Source organism: Paenibacillus peoriae, assembly GCF_022531965.1.
Taxonomy (GTDB): domain Bacteria; phylum Bacillota; class Bacilli; order Paenibacillales; family Paenibacillaceae; genus Paenibacillus; species Paenibacillus polymyxa_D.
In genome coordinates this window covers 2,596,931-2,610,683 of the sequence record NZ_CP092831.1, presented here as the reverse complement: position 1 = coordinate 2,610,683, position 13,753 = coordinate 2,596,931, and the positions used below count along the sequence as shown (strand labels likewise).

Below are 13,753 nucleotides of genomic sequence, written 5' to 3'. Positions count from 1 at the left end.
GTAAACCATCATGAACTCGTATCGATCCACCATTTTATTACTGTTTATGTGCATCTGGCTAATGGTGTTTCTTACGGGTTGCTGGAACAGTAAGGAACTGAGTGCAATTTCCGTCGTGATGGCTCTGGGCATTGATGCCGTTGATGACCAATATGAAGTCAGTTTACAAGTGGTTGACCCATCGAAAATGTCGCAGAATTCCCCCATGGAACGGACGCCAACGATCGTTTTTTCCAAGCGCGCCGATACCATATTTGAAGCTATTCGAAAATTAACAACGGAATCGTCCCGAAAAATGTATATGTCTCACTTAAAGTTTGTCATTTTTGATGAGAAAACGGCAAAAAAAGGAATCAAGGAGCCGCTGGACTTTCTGTTCCGTGATCATGAAGTTCGACCTGATTTCTATTTGGCCGTTGTCAGAGGAAACTCGGCAAAGGAGGCCGTTACTTTTGTAGCTCCAACCGAGATCTTGCCTGCAATGGATATGTATAAGGCATTAAGGCTTTCTGAAAAAGCATGGGCTCCAACTTCCGCGGTCAATGTGAAAGATATTTTAGAGAAATTTACAGAGGATGGCATTGAACCGGTTCTCACCGGTATTCGACTGACAAACGTAGAAAAAGGTCTAACTATTGATAATGTGACAAAGTCGCCCCAACATGTTAAATATTTTTTTACTGGAGTTGGTGTTTTCAAGGGCGACCGACTTATCAATTGGATGGATGATTCACAAAGTAAAGCCTTTACATATATATCCAACCGTGTTTCCAGCACCGTAGCTTCCATCGATTGTCCGAATTCCAAAGGGAAATTTGTTGTTGAAGTAATCCGTTCCAAAGTAAAGATGCGTCCAGAAATAATAGACCATGAGCCGCACATTTCTCTTATTGTGGATACAGAATCCAATATCGGAACGATCTCGTGCAATGCCACCCCTAAGAATGAAGAGACATTTAGAGATCTTCAAGAATCAGCTAAAGAGCATCTGCAACAGTCTTTGAAGAAAGGCATTTCGCACGCACAACAAATCGGTTCCGATATATTCGGGTTTGGAGAAGCTTTTCACCGCAAGTTCCCACGTGAATGGCATAGATGGAAAGAGGATTGGCCACAAAAATTTCAAACGCTTAAAGTGGATATTCAGCTCAACTATCGTTTAGTCCGGTTCGGAGACATTACCAGTCCAATTGATATGGGAATACACAATCAGGAGTGAATGCATATGCTTTATGTGATTCTCGTAACTTCCATTTTAACATCGTTGTATGAGTTTAAAAAATTTAAGGCGAAACAATATGTGCGTGAAATTGTATTCAGCTCGATATTGTTGATTATAGGCGTTATATTGATTATCCTACGGATCGCCAATATTAAACTGCCGACTCCACTGACGGGCATCCAAATCCTATTTCAACCGATAAGCCGGTTACTTACTGAAATATTATCTTAAGGAGGCATTGGGATGAATTCCAACCTGACCGTTCGACAAGCTATTATGTGGTTTGCATTATATCAAATAGGAAGCGCATATCTGGTACTCCCAGCGGCAATTACCGCTGTCGCTAAACAAGATGCCTGGCTCTCCATTCCAGTCTCCTTAGGTTTCCATCTGTTATTGATACCTTTATATGCCTCCATCGCTAGGCAAATACAGGGGAAATCTTTTGTAGAGCATCTCCGTTGCCTCTTCGGTCCCTTGGGCGGGACGATCAGCATCGTTTTCATTTTTTTCTTTCCCTTTCTTGTGTTCATTATGACACTTCGAAATCTGGGCGACTTTATCACGATAGCTATTATGCCGGAAACTCCCTCCGAAGCGATATATTTCATCATGCTAATAGTCATTTATTTCGCCGTTCGATCAGGCCCTGCTGTAATTGGCCGTTGCGCGGAAATCCTGTTTTTCTTCCTTCTTGCTCTGTATCTTTTGGTCAGGATTACCCTCCTTCCTGATACCAACATAGATAATGTGCTCCCTATTTTCGAGTATGGTTTGAACCCTATCGTTCTCGCTTCGTTCAATTTGTTTGCCTTTCCCTACCTTGAAGCAATTCTGTATCTTTTTTTTGCACAGTACATCCCCGATCCAAAAAAGTGGAGAAAGACAGTGATTACCTCTGCATTGATTAGCGGCGGCATGTATTTTTTCATGGTTCTACAAATAATCGCCGTGATGAGTGAAGGTGTTGTATCTAATTTGACATTTCCCACTTATTTTATTAGCCGAACAATCAGTAACGGGGAGTTTCTTCAACGGTTTGAAATTGTTGTTGCAGTGTTCTGGTTTGTCACCATATTTTTTCGACTCGCACTACTTTTATATGTTTCAGCGCAAGGGCTTGCAGATGCTTTTCGTCTTCGAAGCGCTAACTCTCTCTTAGTTCCTCTGATCCTAATCGCATTGGCAATGGTTCACTCTATTTGGCCAAATATGCAATTTTTAATCAAGTTTTTTTCAGTATGGCCTTTTTACGCCATGATTTTCGGTATCGTGTTTCCTATTGTGCTATGGCTGGTGGGTAAGGTAGGCGGCTCGCTAAAATTTCGTAAAAAGTATCACTAAAGTTGCGTTGGCCGTATGAACATACTGTCCTTCAAATAAACTTTTGTTGTACTCATTATTGCAATTTAGCAAGAAGCAACTCCAGTTCCTCCCTCTCAAGATGTCTCCATTGCCCACGTTCCAGATGATCCAAGGTAATATTCATAATTCGAACACGTTCCAACTTGAGCACCCTGTACCCCAAGGCCTTACACATTCTGCGAATTTGCAAGTTCAGACCCTGCGTCAAAATAATGCGGAACTCGTATTCGCTTGTACGATCAACCTTGCACGGTTTGGTAATAACGTTCAATATTTCAACGCCACAAGACATAGCCTGCGTAAACTCGTTTGTAACAGGTTTGTCTACAGTTACTACATATTCCTTCTCATGACCATGCTCGGAACGCATCATTTGATTGACAATGCTTCCATCGTTGGTTAATAGAATGAGTCCCTCTGACGCTTTGTCCAGCCTGCCAATGGCAAAAATCCGCGAAGGGTAGTTAACATAACTAATAATATTACCAGCAACCTGTTCTGCTGCGGTACAAACAATGCCTATAGGCTTATTCAGAGCCAAATATACAGGTTCACTGGAATTATACGGAATAACTTCCCCATCAATCAGCACGATATCCTGTGGCTCTACTTCCGCGCCCGCTTCACAGACAATGCCATTAATCGTAATTCGTCCTGCTGCAATCAGTCTGTTGGTTTCCCGACGTGAGCAGAATCCTGTCTCACTGATGTACTTGTTAATTCTCACGATTCACCTGCTTCTGATTATAATATGTGAGTTTAAATAAAATAATTAAAAAAACACCTGATTGTTCTTGCTTAATCAGATGTTCGCCGTTTACGACAACTTATACTTTCCCGGCTTATTTGCTACTGTTGCCGCCGTTTTTATTCCTTGTTGGTTTGGCAGTGCCGCCTTTTGTGCCACCTGCCGCTTTGCTTCCCGGTGCGCTTGTAGAAGCGCTTTTTGTCCTTACTGGCTTCGCAGTTTTGTTCCAACGTGTCCATCCCTTACTACCTGTGCCTCTGCCGGTCCCGCCGCCCTTGCTTTTTCCACCCATATGATCACTCCATTACTAGTCGTTCAGATTTAACTAAGCTATCATACCATTACTTTGAATATAATGCCCATTTGTTTTAAAAATTGAACATGTTAAGCCGCAAATACTTTCGCAAAACGGATCTTACTGTATTTTTGTTAGTTTGCAGGTTAATAATGAGATAAGGCCATATAGTATGGAAAAATAATGATTCTTAAAGGAGTGAAACACATGTCTGTTGATGTTTATCTTAACTTTAATGGAAACTGTCGTGAAGCAGCGGAGTTTTACGCAGAGGCATTTGGGACTGAGAAACCACAAATTATGACGTTCGGTGAAGCACCGCCCAATCCTGATTATCCTCTACAAGAAGAAGCCAAAAATCTGGTCATGCACACGCGGCTTCAAATTGATGGTAGTAATGTCATGTTTTCAGACGTTTTTCCTGGTATGCCATTCGTAGCCGGAAACAACATCAGCCTCGCCATCGTCAATAAGGACGAAGAGAAAATTCGATCGTACTTTCATAAATTAAAAGAAGGAGGAACCGTAAACATGGAACTTCAAGAAACATTCTGGAGCAAATGTTACGGTAGCCTTAAAGATAAGTTCGGAATTGAATGGCAATTAAGTTATGATAACGGAATGACCGACAGTTAGTCTGTTATATTACCCTGCGATAGTTAAGCCCTCGCAAGCTATTCTAATTGAATACTTTGTGAGGGCTTAATATCAGCTTAAAGTTACTCTATACAGCAGCCTTAGAATTCTTCCAAAACCTTGAATTTGTCTCCATGAATCTTATCCAGGTGATCCTCTCCCCAGTAGCATAAATGGTCTAGCGCGGGTTTTAATCCCCAGCCGTAGTCCGTTAACTCATACTCTACTTTAGGAGGGATTTCATTATAAACCTTTCGTGTAACGATCTCATCCTTTTCTAGGCCTCTGAGCTGAGTGGTCAGCATTTTTTGTGTAATGCCGGGTATTAACCGACGAAACTCAGACGTTCGTTTCCGTCCTGTCATCAGATGGTAGATAATTAAAGGCTTCCATTTCCCTCCCATCACCTCTAAAGCCGCTTCCACTCCAACTTGATACTTCTTTTGAACCCTATTTTTTGTCTGTTCAGTCATTTCTTAATCCTCCTTTAGAAGGCTTCGTTTGCTCAGAACAACCCATCACTTCAATTCATTACTCAGATCAGTTTCTAGGGAATCTACCTAGGGCACTTCCATGTTCCTATGGCACCTGTATCATCCTATAGAACTTAGAAGTGCGTACTTCCAGATTATTTTCCTACTGTATATAATAGCATCAAGCATTGAGCATTCCTAGAAGTAAGCTATTGAGAAAGGTAGTGAAGAAGCATGAAAGTATTAACCGTTGTTTCACACCCGAGAAAAGATTCCTTGACCTTTAAGGTTGCTGATCGTTTCGTACAGGGTCTTGCCGATGCAGGCCACGATTATGAGATATTAGATTTGCATGGGATTGGTTTTGATCCTATTTTAAAAGGAGTAGATGAACCGGATTTGACAGTTGCGGAACAGTCCTTTTCCCCTGAAGTAGAAATGGAAATAAGGCGGATGAAGGAGCATGATGCATTGGCATTTATTTTTCCACTTTGGTGGTGGAATTTGCCAGCTATGCTGAAGGGTTATATTGACCGTGTATGGAACAATGGGTTTGCGTACGGTTCGAATCACCTGCATCATCAGCATATCTTGTGGCTTGGCTTGGCCGGCGTTTCGAAAGAACAGTTGAAAAAGCGTAACTATGATGAAATGATTACTCATTTGCTGAATGTGGGAATTGCAGATTATTGCGGAGTTTCCAATTCCAAGGTTGAATTCTTAGATGAGACCCTGAGTTCAAATTCCGGTCATTTTGTAATGCTGCTGGATCAAGCTTATCACTTTGGTTTGAATTATGGCAAGGATTAGGCTTTATTTACAATCCCCTCCGACACGAAGGCCGGAAATCCTAACAGAATGCGAGAAAGAATTATCTTTCCGCAAGGAGACCTAAGTAGTAACGCGAAAAAAGACGTTAACCCAGCCATATTTTGCATGGACAGGGGTAAGCGTCTTTTCATTATTCTGCATTTAACTAGCTTTCGACAGCAAGTAAAGGAAATAAGGGGTAACCAGTATGGTGATAATAATTCCGGTTGGAATATCTGCACCAAAGCTTATCGTCCGAGTAAGTGTGTCAGCAATCAAAATGACGAGTGCACCAACTAATGCTGTCGTAGGTAGCAATAGCTTATGATTGGGCCCTACTAGCTTGCGCGCTAGATGGGGACTGACCATGCCTACAAAAAAGAAATTCCCTCCAAGTGCCACGCTACCAGAAGCGAGCGCAACGGCAGCAATCGTCAAGCCGATAAACTCCCTTTTAATTGCTACACCGAGGCCCGATGCTGTCTGATTCCCCAAATTCAACGTATTGAGTGTGTTAGACCTGTAAAAAACGTAAAAACAGATGATAAACACCCACGGGAGCAGCACCATAATATAGCTCCAGTCGTCCCCCCACAGGTCTCCAGCCTGCCATCTCAGAGCAAAGTCATACTGTTGCTTGTCTAGCCGGAGTGTCAACATCAGAGATAATGCGCTGTAGCCACTCCCCATAGCGACACCGGTTAAAATTAGGCCTGTAGGCGAGATGTCTCTTCCCCGCCTGAAAGCAAACATAAAAATCAAGAAAGCTGCCGTGAGGCCGCCTGCAAAAGCTAACCCTGGAAGAAGAATCGGCGATAGCAATCCTTCACTAGCGAACAACGTAATATACATAAGTACAAATAGCCCCGAGCCTGAGCTGATGCCGAGTGTCCCGGGACTGGCCATGTCGTTTTTGAGCAAGCTTTGCATGATACAGCCTGATATCCCCATGCCAATACCTACCAATATAGAAAGCACAATACGTGGCAGTCGAAAGTCAAACACGATCAGGTTCTGTTTGCTCGTTCCTTCGCCCATGATGACCTTGAAAACTTCGAGTGGAGAAAGGTTCATTTTCCCAACATTCATACTGAGTATAGCCACTAACAGCGTCAGCACTACTAACAGTAAAATAATGCTAATACCCCTGCTATTGCGGGACAGCTTCAACTAAACTCCCTCCTTTGCTTGCGCACAAGGTAGAGAAAATAGGGTACGCCCACCAAGGCAAAAATAATGCCAAGGGGTGTTTCGTGAGGGCGATTGATCAGTCGTCCAAGTAAATCCGCTGCCAACAGAAAGACTGCTCCATACAAAGCTGAGGCCGGGATAATATACCGATAATCCGTTCCGACCAGATGGCGCATAATGTGTGGCACGATCAAACCCACGAAGCCAACAGGACCGACCACAATAACCGATAACCCCGTCAGAATTAATACAATTAGGGTTGAAAACAACTTAATCCTATTGGCACGAATACCCAAGCCTGATGCTACATCCTCCCCGAAGCTCAAAATCGTAATTGAGGGAGAAAGCGCGATGGCACAGACCAAACCCACTACAAACAGTGGAGCAATGAAAGCTAGTTCACCCCACTTGGCACTGGCTGTACCACCAGCAGACCAGTAATCAAGGGCTTGGCCAATCTCATACTTAATAGCGATAAACGTACTAAATGCACCAAAAAGCATGGAGATGGACATTCCTGCCAGTACCAGTCGCTGAGGCGTCATGCCTCGCTTGCCTATAGATGCGATGTAATACGTAATGCCCGTAGTGATTGCTGCACCTAGGCAAGAATACAGCATGGTTTCTCCGTAGGTGCGACCAGGCAAAAAGGCCATACATAACGCAATAGCAAATGTCGAGCCTGAGCTTATGCCAATGAGTCCCGAATCCGCTAGTGGATTACGAGTGGTTCCCTGCATAATCGCCCCACACACAGCCAAGCTACACCCTACCATGATATCTGCCACGGTGCGTGGAAACCGCAAGGTGTGAATAATCTGATGTTCCGTAATGTTGGGATCAAACTGAAATATAGCCCCCCACGCCAGCTTCAAGCTCATTTCCGCAGCACCAAAGGTAATGGATGCTGCGGTAACCACCAGAAGCAGGAACACGCCCACGATCATGCAGCCTATAAAATGAAATATTCCTTTTTTATTTGGTTCTTTGTGAGTAGACATCGATTACACCCTTAGTTGGTCAATTATGCATCGTTACTTCGTCTGTTCCAGCAATTTGCTAATCATATAATCTAGCTGTCCCGTCATACTAGCAACGTCCGAATAATAGAACAGTCCTGCATATTTCGCTGGAATTTCGATGATATGTCCGTTTTTAACGGCTGGAATGCTGCTCCAGATTTTTGTCTTCGCATATTCGGATTCCTTGCCTTCCTGCTTAAACCAAAGGACATAATCTCCAAAGTATTCAGCAGCTACCTCGTAGGATAAAGAACCACGATTCTCTCCGGAGTTTTTAACCAATGTGTTGAGCTTTTCCGGTTTGTGAAGTCCAAGATAATTGTAAAGCAACGTTCCTCCGCGTGAGCCTGTTTCATAATAAATTCCGTAGGAGCCACTGCCCCAGTCCTCGAAAATGCTAAACGTTTTGTCCTTGAATATGTCGGAATTTAGTTTTTCTTTGGCCTGACTCAGCTTGCTTTCAAACAGTGAAATCACTTTGTCCGCTTCTGCTTCATGTCCTGTGGCCTGACCAAGAAATTTCAAACGTTCTAGGGAGGTCATTTTATCCTCAGGTATCACAAGAACAGGCGCAATTTTAGACAGCTTATCATAATCCTTTGTATCATATGTAATGATGAGATCAGGATCATACTTCATAATTTCCTCAGTTTCCCACTTTTCAATATTGGGGACGTCGTTAAACTTATCGTAAAAAGGCATCGTTTCTTGTTTCCACCCCATGACTGCGGCCGGCTTAATCCCTAGTGTAAATACATCGCCAACATACCAGTTCACGACTACCCGTTGAGGATTAGCGGGCACCTTCACATCTCCTTTTACCGTAGAGACTGTACGTGTATCAGAATCACTGCTTACCTCTTCCTTCGTGGACGACGCGGATTTAGCAGATGAATCAGAGGAGCTGCCAGCATTCCCACAACCTGAAATAACGAAAATCACTACGAATAGTGCACATAAAATCATGTGAAACTTCTTGTTCATCATACGATGCATGTTGTAAATCTCCTTTGAAATATAGTAAGTGCAAAGCATACTTAAAATTAATAATAATGATATTGATAATCATTATCGCTAATATAAAATTGTAAATTTTACCTCACTGATTGTCAACTGTTTCTTGTTTTGTTTTACTTTAATGGGTTCTCCAGTGTGGCTCTTCTATTCGCTTCATGCCATTCCTGATAGATTCCTCCAATTTCATAAAATGCTTTGTTCATTGAAGTTGTCAGCTCCTTCATGATCTCCTTTGTATATTTTAAATGAGTATTTATGTTATCCACTTTATATTTGCGAAGCAGATTCAGATGGGCAATGATGTGAATTGTATCTTCGATGATCCAATAAATCACATCCTCTTCCTCTTTCGTAAGCTTGTTCAGCATCTGTATGCCTCTTTCATACATTTGGAGCGTATAACCCCGCTTGCTCACTTGCACATACGGACTCAGATCATCATAAAAATCCGTACAGAAAGGTCGTCTTACATATTGCTCATACTGCTCTTCATATATTGAAGTTTGTTCAAGCAGTTTAATCGTCATATCTATGAGTTCTTGTTCGCTATATATTTTTTTCATCAGATTTTCCCTTCCCTCTCTCTACTAAATAAATTCAAGTCATATGGACGAAAGCATCGGCTATTCTATGGGTAGTGGTATCCCTGATGTTCAATGGAACGTACGCGCTCGCAGCTTCAGCAACATCAACGTTTATCGTTACGTTTCAACACGCAACCTTGGTATACAACGATCACGTAGGCACGATTAGGCCATTGCTGTCCAGGTGGCAGGTCAATCCATTAGTGAAGGTAACAGCGTAAAGGCCTCCTCCGTTTCTGCCAAAGGTTCTACCGTTAAGCTAAAAGTGACGATAATAGAATGCTAAAAATAGACCGTCACTCCCAGGAGCAGCGGTCTTCATATTTACAAGTCGCGGTAACTGGGCAGGTACCATTTCGGTATATAGGATTGAAAGTCATCATATGCCTCCAATACCTCTTCAGCTCGTTGCACCATATCGTCTACCTCTTCTTTGCCAAATGGAATGGCCCAGTGGATCGATGAAAGCTGATTGCTTGCAATATACAGAGCCATTAATCTAAAAAATAAATCAGGTACATTGTTATTAAAATAACCGTGGATTCGGCCCGAAGCGAATAAAGGACTTAATGCTGCACACCAGGTAATTCTATTGAATTCTTCCCAAGGATCACCATAGTCCATTCTATTAAAATCGATGATACCCAGTTCACCAGATGGGGTAACCACCATATTGCCCACATGATAATCCCCATGCTGAAATGTTTGAGGACGATTTTCTAATAGATGACGGTTTTGCTCAATAAAGCTTATGGCTTGATCTGCTCCCTTTAAGAAAATACCGCATGACTTATAGTTTGTAATATACCTGTTGATTTTGCCATTATAATGCTCAGCCCATGGGGCTCGATCTGGCTCTGCATGAATCTCATGCATTTTTTTCAATGCATCTCCCGCTTGAACTCCAAGTTGATACTGTTGTGCTGCAGCTAACGTGGGGATCATCTCTTCAGCATCTTTCCCTTCGATCCAGGTGAACAAGGAATATACAGATTGACCCTCATTACAAAACCCAAATTCAAGCGGCCGGGACATGAACAGATTCTCCACGTGATTCAGCTTTTTTACAGCTTCAAACTCGCGTTTCTTTTTATCATAATGAACCATATCCGCCATTCTTAGCAGCAAGTCTCTACCATCAGTGGTTCGAATATAATATTTTTTGTCACTGGACCAGCCTCTATGAATCTCTTCCACGTTGCTCCACTTGCTGGCACCCGGTATTTCACTAAAGAGTTGATTCACGCTCATCCCCCCACGTTAAAATAGCCTTACTTACTAACTTACTATATGCTTTCCATAGTTTACCTTTGAAATGACAGAGGAATCAATCTTCTTCCAGAAAAAACTCAAATAAAAAAGGCTGAAAAGACAAGCTGTCTCTTCAACCTCAATATTCACTGAGTTGCCATCGTGAACACCCATCACTTATATTATAAAATCAGTAAGAATACGAAAACTCATGTTTAAATTCGTCTACCCGTTGAATGGTTTTGAGAATATTGCGACCTTCACGTGTACCATCAATAATACGACGAGCTTGTTTACTATCCCCAATATTAATAACTTCTACTTGATGTTTTTTACCATATTCGAGCAAGCTGTCCATCAGCGGACTGTATGAACGCATACCCAAGCATACGAATCCAAGATCAAAAGGAATCTCAAACTCCTGTTCTCCATGCTTTACTTTGAAACGGTCGCTACACACTTCTGTCAAAGCTGTTTCCGTATGGACGTTCACTTCCCGCTCCTCTACCATTTTCATCATGGAGATTCGGGTAATCATATCCAGATCTTTACCGAGTAGCGGCATCATCTCAATAATGGAAACCTCTTGTGCTCCACGCTCTGCGTAATATTCGACGACATCCAGTCCCACAGCCCCGCCACCAACTACAGCAATGCGTTTACCTTCAAACTCCTGGAATTTCTCCATGTTGTGCAAAAGATCAAAGATGGAGAACACTTTTGTCCCCGGTTTGCCCAGTTGCTCATGCAAACCTGCAATAGGCGGAAGAAGTGGTATGGCCCCCGTCGCATTGACAATAATATCAGGATTCAGGGCACTAATCATCGCCAAATCGGCTCGGCTCCCTGTTACAATGTTCAGATTGGTTAACTGTTTGGTGCGTTGAATCAGATAATCAGGGAAATCATTGATGCGTGTTTTGTCTGGCAAGCGGGCAATATCACGGGCCAAACCGCCCAACTCTGGTTTCTCCTCAAAGAGGGTTACTTTGCAGCCTACTTCGGCTGCCGTACATGCTGCTTCCATCCCAGCGGTACCCCCACCGATCACAACAACCTGAACATTGTTTTTAACACGTTGTTTCCGGTATTCAGCTTCCTTGAACAGATCCGGATTTACCGTACAGCAAATCGGTTTACTTTTGGAGATACGATGATCGGCACAACCAATGTTGCAAGAGATACATTTTCTAAGCAAATGTTCGTAGCCGTTTTGCACTTTAAGCACCCAGTTCGGTTCTGCAATCAAGCCTCTACCCATTGCCAGAAGATCCGCGTCACCTCTCACCAAAATATCCTGCGCAGCCTGTGGGCTCCGAATATTACCTGAGGTCATCGTTACCTTCCCGAATTTTTCTTTTACCGCTTTGGCCATATATGAGCGCCAACCATCTGGCAGGTTCATCCCGTCAATCTGGAACTGGATGGAATCATTCAGAGCAGCAGAAACATTCAAAATATCTACCTCATCATTAAGATACTCCAATAACTCGAGTGTATCTTCCAGTGTGTTCCCACCTTCTGTGAACTCTTCCGCGCTAAAACGTAAGCAAATAGGGAAGAATGGGCCTACCACTGAACGAATTTCATCAATGACTAATCTGGCAAAACGGGTACGGTTTTCTGCACTGCCGCCAAATTCATCCGTGCGTTTATTATACATCGGCGAAAGAAACTGACTCAGCAAGTAGGAGTGTCCCGCATGAATTTCAACACAGTCAAATCCTGCTCGTTGCGCTCTTCCCGCTGCTTCTCCGTATTTGCGCACAATGGCGTAAATTTCTTCTTTTTGCAAAGGTCTTGGAATCGCTCCGCCCTTTTTAGAAGGAATATTGGAAGAAGATACAGGCTGAATTCCGTTCAGTCGTCCCGCATAAGCTGAAGCACCCGCATGGTTAATTTGTACAGAAACACAAGCTCCATAAGAGTGTAGGGCTTCTGTTAATCTAAACAGTCCGGGAATAAACTGATCGTTATCCATACGCAGCTGGGTTGTTCCGTTTGTACCCATTGGGAAATCCAGACAAACATTTTCTACTGTTATCAAGCCGGTACCACCTTTGGCCCGTTGCACGTAATAGTCAATATGATCCTGAACAAAGCTTCCGTCCATGGCAGCAAAGTTAGTTCCCATTGGGGGCATAACAATCCGATTTTTCAAGGTCATGCGTCGTATGGTTAGAGGTTCAAAGATAGCAGGATAGTGGTTCATTGTTCTTCCTCCTTGCGAGTGTACAAATTTCATGTTCAAGCTTCCATTAAAGCATTCTCATATGTGATTTATTTCACTTTTGGGAATATCGAGATGTTATTGAGTACGATCATTCCTTATGACTTGATTTTATATCATCTAATCCATAAATTCTAATGCTATTTTATGTACTAAATCATAGTTTCAATCTATAGATTAACTGGAGTTATAAATAAAATAAAAAAGGAACAATCCTGTGAGGAATGTCCCTTTGGTGTGGAAAAATCATGCTTATATTCTGGTATCCATCTACCGAGCTGTTCTTTTAAAACCGTTGGGTACACGTACCAAAATCCCTTCCCTAACGTATCTGTCCAGCAGTCCACACATTGTGGTATATCCATTTACTTCGAATAAAGGTGCGTAGGCTGAGGCTTTAGGAGAGGTATTCAGATATTTAAGGAAAAATCCTTCGTCGATCACCTGGGTATCGTAAATATAAGCCTCAATAGATGTATGCCGTTCTGGGTGATGCTCCCCAATATTCATAAACAGACAATGATCCCCATGCAAATCAGCTGACCATATTCCATCAATAATCAAGTCTGTTTCTTTCTGTTCCAGCCATTCAAACTGAGTTGGGAACGGGTCGAACTCAGAAGGTCTGAATTGGTGGGTTTCGGTAGCCATTCGTTCACATAAACGCTGAGCAGATAGTGTGTATTCGTCCCACAAGCCCAGAATAGCCATATCTCTTTCATTCGAGTATTCCCACTCTTGATCCTCTTCTGTCGAAGTTGAGAACTGTGCGAGTGATTGGTCTATCCCCTTATGTCTCATTGCTGTTTTCTTTCCTCCTATCCATCACTAGAAGTGCTCCATTCAGAAACCAAAAATCCCCTGCCCGAAAAGCCGGGTGAGTCCAATGAAAGGAAACACCCCGGCTTG

The 13,753-nt window shown here is 42.7% G+C and carries 15 protein-coding genes; 5 read left to right on the top strand and 10 right to left on the bottom strand.

The annotated features are described in order from the left end of the window. Positions 1-10 precede the first annotated feature (10 nt). Genes MLD56_RS11695 through MLD56_RS11685 form a run of 3 tightly spaced genes read left to right on the top strand, consistent with a single transcriptional unit; the run spans position 11 to position 2,566 of the window. Entirely contained in the window at positions 11-1,219 is a 1,209-nt protein-coding gene (locus tag MLD56_RS11695; protein ID WP_029515075.1) for a Ger(x)C family spore germination protein, read from the top strand. A 6-nt stretch (positions 1,220-1,225) separates the two neighbouring features. Next, on the top strand, positions 1,226-1,453 hold the full coding sequence (locus MLD56_RS11690) for a hypothetical protein (RefSeq protein ID WP_029515077.1): 228 nt from the start codon (positions 1,226-1,228) through the stop codon (positions 1,451-1,453). 12 nt (positions 1,454-1,465) lie between these two features. Further along, positions 1,466-2,566, top strand: coding sequence for a GerAB/ArcD/ProY family transporter (locus MLD56_RS11685; RefSeq protein WP_029515079.1), 1,101 nt, complete (start codon positions 1,466-1,468; stop codon positions 2,564-2,566). Positions 2,567-2,621: 55 nt separating this feature from the next. Here the strand turns inward: MLD56_RS11685 and MLD56_RS11680 are convergent, their stop codons facing one another. Both MLD56_RS11680 and MLD56_RS11675 read right to left on the bottom strand, forming a co-directional pair. Next, positions 2,622-3,314, bottom strand: coding sequence for a pseudouridine synthase (locus MLD56_RS11680; RefSeq protein ID WP_029515081.1), 693 nt, complete (start codon positions 3,312-3,314; stop codon positions 2,622-2,624). 115 nt (positions 3,315-3,429) lie between these two features. Continuing rightward, positions 3,430-3,627, bottom strand: coding sequence for a DUF3934 family protein (locus MLD56_RS11675; protein ID WP_029515083.1), 198 nt, complete (start codon positions 3,625-3,627; stop codon positions 3,430-3,432). A gap of 210 nt (positions 3,628-3,837) precedes the next feature. Between MLD56_RS11675 and MLD56_RS11670 the strand changes: the two genes are divergently transcribed. After that, positions 3,838-4,266, top strand: a complete 429-nt coding sequence (locus MLD56_RS11670) for a VOC family protein (RefSeq protein WP_029515084.1) — start codon at positions 3,838-3,840, stop codon at positions 4,264-4,266. Between the two features lie 101 nt (positions 4,267-4,367). On the opposite strand, the gene MLD56_RS11665 is transcribed toward MLD56_RS11670, so the two are convergent. Then, positions 4,368-4,739, bottom strand: a complete 372-nt coding sequence (locus tag MLD56_RS11665; protein WP_029515086.1) for a winged helix-turn-helix transcriptional regulator — start codon at positions 4,737-4,739, stop codon at positions 4,368-4,370. A gap of 234 nt (positions 4,740-4,973) precedes the next feature. Between MLD56_RS11665 and MLD56_RS11660 the strand changes: the two genes are divergently transcribed. Then, complete coding sequence (locus tag MLD56_RS11660; protein ID WP_029515088.1) at positions 4,974-5,549, top strand: NAD(P)H oxidoreductase; 576 nt, start codon at positions 4,974-4,976, stop codon at positions 5,547-5,549. Between the two features lie 162 nt (positions 5,550-5,711). On the opposite strand, the gene MLD56_RS11655 is transcribed toward MLD56_RS11660, so the two are convergent. From MLD56_RS11655 to MLD56_RS11625, 7 genes are all read right to left on the bottom strand, one after another. After that, a complete protein-coding gene (locus MLD56_RS11655; protein ID WP_029515089.1) occupies positions 5,712-6,719 on the bottom strand; it encodes a FecCD family ABC transporter permease in 1,008 nt (335 codons plus the stop codon). Continuing rightward, positions 6,716-7,741, bottom strand: a complete 1,026-nt coding sequence (locus MLD56_RS11650; RefSeq protein ID WP_029515091.1) for a FecCD family ABC transporter permease — start codon at positions 7,739-7,741, stop codon at positions 6,716-6,718. The genes MLD56_RS11655 and MLD56_RS11650 overlap by 4 nt, the downstream gene beginning before the upstream one ends. 33 nt (positions 7,742-7,774) lie before the next feature. After that, positions 7,775-8,758 carry an ABC transporter substrate-binding protein gene (locus MLD56_RS11645; RefSeq protein WP_029515092.1) on the bottom strand — a complete coding sequence of 328 codons (984 nt, stop codon included), beginning with the start codon at positions 8,756-8,758 and terminating at the stop codon, positions 7,775-7,777. A 134-nt stretch (positions 8,759-8,892) separates the two neighbouring features. Continuing rightward, entirely contained in the window at positions 8,893-9,342 is a 450-nt protein-coding gene (locus tag MLD56_RS11640) for an Imm63 family immunity protein (RefSeq protein ID WP_029515094.1), read from the bottom strand. Positions 9,343-9,687: 345 nt separating this feature from the next. Continuing rightward, the gene (locus MLD56_RS11635; RefSeq protein ID WP_029515095.1) at positions 9,688-10,608 is read right to left on the bottom strand and encodes an aminoglycoside phosphotransferase family protein; all 921 of its coding nucleotides are present in this window, start codon (positions 10,606-10,608) and stop codon (positions 9,688-9,690) included. Positions 10,609-10,804: 196 nt separating this feature from the next. Then, a complete protein-coding gene (locus MLD56_RS11630) occupies positions 10,805-12,826 on the bottom strand; it encodes an NAD(P)/FAD-dependent oxidoreductase (protein WP_029515097.1) in 2,022 nt (673 codons plus the stop codon). A gap of 288 nt (positions 12,827-13,114) precedes the next feature. Beyond that, positions 13,115-13,645, bottom strand: coding sequence for a hypothetical protein (locus tag MLD56_RS11625; RefSeq protein WP_029515099.1), 531 nt, complete (start codon positions 13,643-13,645; stop codon positions 13,115-13,117). Positions 13,646-13,753 lie beyond the last annotated feature (108 nt).

Excerpts from the sequence above, each read along its gene's own strand:
- MLD56_RS11695 (WP_029515075.1), top strand. The coding sequence starts at position 11 with ATGAACTCGTATCGATCCACCATTTTATTACTGTTTATGTGCATCTGG.
- MLD56_RS11690 (WP_029515077.1), top strand. The coding sequence starts at position 1,226 with ATGCTTTATGTGATTCTCGTAACTTCCATTTTAACATCGTTGTATGAG.
- MLD56_RS11685 (WP_029515079.1), top strand. The coding sequence starts at position 1,466 with ATGAATTCCAACCTGACCGTTCGACAAGCTATTATGTGGTTTGCATTA.
- MLD56_RS11675 (WP_029515083.1), bottom strand. The coding sequence starts at position 3,627 with ATGGGTGGAAAAAGCAAGGGCGGCGGGACCGGCAGAGGCACAGGTAGT.
- MLD56_RS11670 (WP_029515084.1), top strand. The coding sequence starts at position 3,838 with ATGTCTGTTGATGTTTATCTTAACTTTAATGGAAACTGTCGTGAAGCA.
- MLD56_RS11665 (WP_029515086.1), bottom strand. The coding sequence starts at position 4,739 with ATGACTGAACAGACAAAAAATAGGGTTCAAAAGAAGTATCAAGTTGGA.
- MLD56_RS11660 (WP_029515088.1), top strand. The coding sequence starts at position 4,974 with ATGAAAGTATTAACCGTTGTTTCACACCCGAGAAAAGATTCCTTGACC.
- MLD56_RS11650 (WP_029515091.1), bottom strand. The coding sequence starts at position 7,741 with ATGTCTACTCACAAAGAACCAAATAAAAAAGGAATATTTCATTTTATA.
- MLD56_RS11645 (WP_029515092.1), bottom strand. The coding sequence starts at position 8,758 with ATGCATCGTATGATGAACAAGAAGTTTCACATGATTTTATGTGCACTA.
- MLD56_RS11640 (WP_029515094.1), bottom strand. The coding sequence starts at position 9,342 with ATGAAAAAAATATATAGCGAACAAGAACTCATAGATATGACGATTAAA.
- MLD56_RS11630 (WP_029515097.1), bottom strand. The coding sequence starts at position 12,826 with ATGAACCACTATCCTGCTATCTTTGAACCTCTAACCATACGACGCATG.
- MLD56_RS11625 (WP_029515099.1), bottom strand. The coding sequence starts at position 13,645 with ATGAGACATAAGGGGATAGACCAATCACTCGCACAGTTCTCAACTTCG.